Source organism: Ruminococcus sp. CAG:379, from assembly GCF_000434255.1.
Classification (GTDB): Bacteria; Bacillota; Clostridia; order Oscillospirales; family Ruminococcaceae; genus Ruminococcus_F; species Ruminococcus_F champanellensis.
Genome location: NZ_FR894801.1, coordinates 1 through 3125, shown reverse-complemented (window position 1 = coordinate 3125; position 3125 = coordinate 1). Strand labels below are relative to the sequence as shown.

Genomic DNA, 3125 nt, shown 5'->3' with positions numbered 1-3125 from the left:
TCTTGCCAACAGCACACGCTGCTGCTGCCCGCCGGACAGGGCACGGAAGCTGCGGCGGCGCAACTCCGTAAGCTCCAGGCGTTCCATGATTCCATCCGCCCGTTTTCGTGCCTGTGCATTGTAAAAGGGGAGCATGCCGCACCGATTCAGCAATCCGGAGCGCACCACTTCCTCCACGCTGGTGGGGAATTCCCGCTGTACAGCGGTTTGCTGGGGCAGATAGCCGATCTCTTGCCGGCGGAGTCCATCCCCGAAAATTACGTTTCCCCCAGCCAGGGGCTTGAGTCCCAGGAGTCCCCGCATCAGAGTGCTTTTGCCGGAGCCATTTTCCCCGACAATGCAAAGGTAGTCCCCGGGATCCAGGAAAAAGGAGATATCGTTGACGACATTCCTGCCGTCATACTGCATGGTGATGTGCTCACAGCTGAGCAGGTGCATGATAGGCTTCCTCCAAACTGAAAATGATTTTCATTTCTAGTATACACATATTTTGCAGGCTTGTCAAGGGAGGGACAACAAAAAAGGAGCGGATGAAATATCCGCTCCTGGTGATATTTGCTTGATTTAAGCGTACTTTGCAGTAGAAACCGGAACACCAACGCCCATGGTAGAGGACAGGGTGCAGGACTTTACATAGGTACCCTTGGTTGCAGCCGGCTTAGCCTTTGCAATTGCGTCCATCAGAGTGTTGAAGTTCTCATTGAGCTTATCAGCACCGAAGGAAGCCTTGCCGATGGGGCAGTGGATGATGTTGGTCTTGTCCAGACGGTACTCGATCTTACCAGCCTTTGCTTCGGTGATTGCCTTGGCAACGTCCGGTGTAACAGTACCAGCCTTCGGGTTCGGCATCAGGCCACGGGGACCCAGCACCTTACCGAGACGGCCTACCAGACCCATCATGTCGGGAGAAGCGATGACAACATCAAAGTCCATCCAGTTTTCCTTGGTGATCTTGTCAACCAGATCCTGACCGCCAACGAATTCAGCGCCTGCTGCCTTTGCAGCCTCATACTTGTCTTCCTTGCAGAATACGCATACACGTACCTTCTTACCGGTACCGTTGGGCAGAACAACTGCGCCACGAACCTGCTGATCAGCGTGACGGGAGTCTACGCCCAGACGTACATGGATCTCGATGGTCTCATCAAACTTTGCCTTTGCGTTCGCACATACCAGAGCCAGTGCCTCATCGGACTCGTACTGCTTGGATGTATCGATCGCCTTTTTGCTGTCGATATATTTCTTGCCGTGTTTCATTCTATTTTCCTCCTAATAATAGTGGTGATACCGGATGCTTATAGCGTGTCCGGTTAGCGGAAAGATTTCCTCCCACCGTTCAGAAGTCAGGAATCAGCGCACGCAGCACTGCATCATGCCTCTGGTCTTAGTCAACAACAACGATACCCATGGAACGAGCGGTGCCTGCGATCATGCTCATAGCAGCCTCCAGGGAGCCTGCGTTCAGGTCAGCCATCTTGGTTTCAGCAATCTTCTGAACCTGTTCCTTGGTGATGTTTGCAACCTTTGTCTTGTTGGGAACGCCGGAAGCAGTTTCAATGCCGCATGCCTTCTTGATCAGAACAGCAGCCGGCGGAGTCTTTGTGATGAAGGAGAAAGAACGGTCTGCATAAACGGTGATTACAACCGGGATGATCATGCCGATATCGTTCTTTGTACGCTCGTTGAATTCCTTGGTGAAGGACATAATGTTTACACCGTGCTGACCCAGAGCAGGACCAACCGGCGGAGCAGGTGTTGCCTTACCTGCGGGGATCTGCAATTTGATGTAGCCAGTAACCTTTTGTGCCATGCTTAACGCACCTCCATAAATTGTGGTGAATGCGAGATGAGCTTGATTTCATCTCTCCCACTTTTGGCTTGTCGCCATTTGTTTCATCTTGTGAGCAATGCTCAGTCATCCAGCTTGATTACCTGGTTGAGTGCCAGAGTAGCGGGGGTTTCCCGCCCGAACATGGAGATCATCACGTCTACGGTCTGATCCTCCAGGTTGATGCTCTGTACGATGCCTACGAAGCCGTCCATTGCGGTGCCGGAGACCTTGACGCTGTCTCCCACAGCAAAGTTGACCTGTACGGTGGAGCCAGTCTCTACCCCAAGGGCAGCCACTTCCTTTTCCGTCAGGGGCGTAGGCTCGGATGCGGGGCCGACAAAGCCGGTCACGCCTCTGGTGTTACGGACAACGTACCAGGAATCGTCTGTGTAAACCATCTTCAGCAGAACGTAGCCCGGATAAGTCTTGCGCTCTACTTCCTTGGTTTTACCGTCGGTAATCTCAGTTACCTTTTCGGTCGGAACCTTCACCTCAAGGATCAGATCATGCAGCTTTCTGTTTTCCACGACCTTTTCGATATCCTGTGCTACTTTGTTTTCATAGCCGGAGTAGGTGTGGATCACATACCACTTTGCAGCCTCTGCCATTTTGCATCCTCCTTAAATTTCAGTTCCAGTTCAGTCGGGTCAGCCATGCAAAGCCAGTTCAAACAGCTTCAGCAGCCCTGCGTCCAGACCGCCCACGAACAGCGCCGTCAGAAGCATGGTCACGAGAACCACAACGGTGTTGTCGAATACGGTTTTCCGGGTGGGCCAGGAAACCTTTTTGAATTCGCTTTTCAGGTCACGGAACCACTTGGCAATGCCTTTAAAGAAGCGCTTGAACCGACCGTCGCCGGAGGCCTTCTTTTCCTTTTCTTCCTTTGCCATGCCGTACCCTCCGTTACTTTGTTTCTCTGTGCAAGGTATGCTTCTTGCAGAACTTGCAGTGTTTGTTCATCTCAATACGTTCCGGATCGTTCTTCTTGTTCTTCTTGGAAACGTAGTTGCGCTGCTTGCACTCGGTGCAAGCCAAAGTCACCTTAACTCTCATATCGGCACCTCCTATTATTACTGTCTTCCGTGGGGAAAGACGTGTTTGCCTCCCTCAGTTCAGAGCGGCTGCCGGGCGGCGTGATCCGTTTCCGGGCACAAAAATAAAACCTCTGAAAGAGGTAATACAAGTATACCATATTTCCTTGTCCAAAGTCAAGGGTTTTTTGAAATTTCCCGGACAGGTTCTATTTTCTGCCGGGGAATACTATATATATTATAGGCAATACCGCACAAAGCCC

6 protein-coding genes are annotated in these 3125 nt (G+C 51.6%); all 6 read right to left on the bottom strand.

Annotated features, from left to right (window positions below; all coding sequences use genetic code 11):
* A partial coding sequence (locus QVO51_RS00350) for a metal ABC transporter ATP-binding protein (RefSeq protein ID WP_288167657.1) occupies positions 1-438 on the bottom strand: 438 nt, incomplete at its 3' end.
* A 126-nt stretch (positions 439-564) separates the two neighbouring features.
* Positions 565-1257, bottom strand: coding sequence for a 50S ribosomal protein L1 (gene rplA, locus QVO51_RS00345; protein WP_022356757.1), 693 nt, complete (start codon positions 1255-1257; stop codon positions 565-567).
* A gap of 127 nt (positions 1258-1384) precedes the next feature.
* Positions 1385-1810 (bottom strand): 50S ribosomal protein L11, encoded by a 426-nt coding sequence (gene rplK / locus QVO51_RS00340; protein WP_022356756.1) that lies wholly within the window; start codon positions 1808-1810, stop codon positions 1385-1387.
* 101 nt (positions 1811-1911) lie between these two features.
* Complete coding sequence (nusG, locus tag QVO51_RS00335; protein ID WP_015558048.1) at positions 1912-2439, bottom strand: transcription termination/antitermination protein NusG; 528 nt, start codon at positions 2437-2439, stop codon at positions 1912-1914.
* Between the two features lie 39 nt (positions 2440-2478).
* Positions 2479-2721 (bottom strand): preprotein translocase subunit SecE, encoded by a 243-nt coding sequence (gene secE / locus QVO51_RS00330; RefSeq protein WP_015558049.1) that lies wholly within the window; start codon positions 2719-2721, stop codon positions 2479-2481.
* A 13-nt stretch (positions 2722-2734) separates the two neighbouring features.
* On the bottom strand, positions 2735-2884 hold the full coding sequence (gene rpmG, locus QVO51_RS00325) for a 50S ribosomal protein L33 (protein ID WP_015558050.1): 150 nt from the start codon (positions 2882-2884) through the stop codon (positions 2735-2737).
* Positions 2885-3125: the final 241 nt, after the last annotated feature.

What these genes read in the sequence shown, in the direction of transcription:
- rplA (WP_022356757.1), bottom strand. Translation starts at nt 1,257, where the DNA reads ATGAAACACGGCAAGAAATATATCGACAGCAAAAAGGCGATCGATACA.
- rplK (WP_022356756.1), bottom strand. Translation starts at nt 1,810, where the DNA reads ATGGCACAAAAGGTTACTGGCTACATCAAATTGCAGATCCCCGCAGGT.
- nusG (WP_015558048.1), bottom strand. Translation starts at nt 2,439, where the DNA reads ATGGCAGAGGCTGCAAAGTGGTATGTGATCCACACCTACTCCGGCTAT.
- secE (WP_015558049.1), bottom strand. Translation starts at nt 2,721, where the DNA reads ATGGCAAAGGAAGAAAAGGAAAAGAAGGCCTCCGGCGACGGTCGGTTC.
- rpmG (WP_015558050.1), bottom strand. Translation starts at nt 2,884, where the DNA reads ATGAGAGTTAAGGTGACTTTGGCTTGCACCGAGTGCAAGCAGCGCAAC.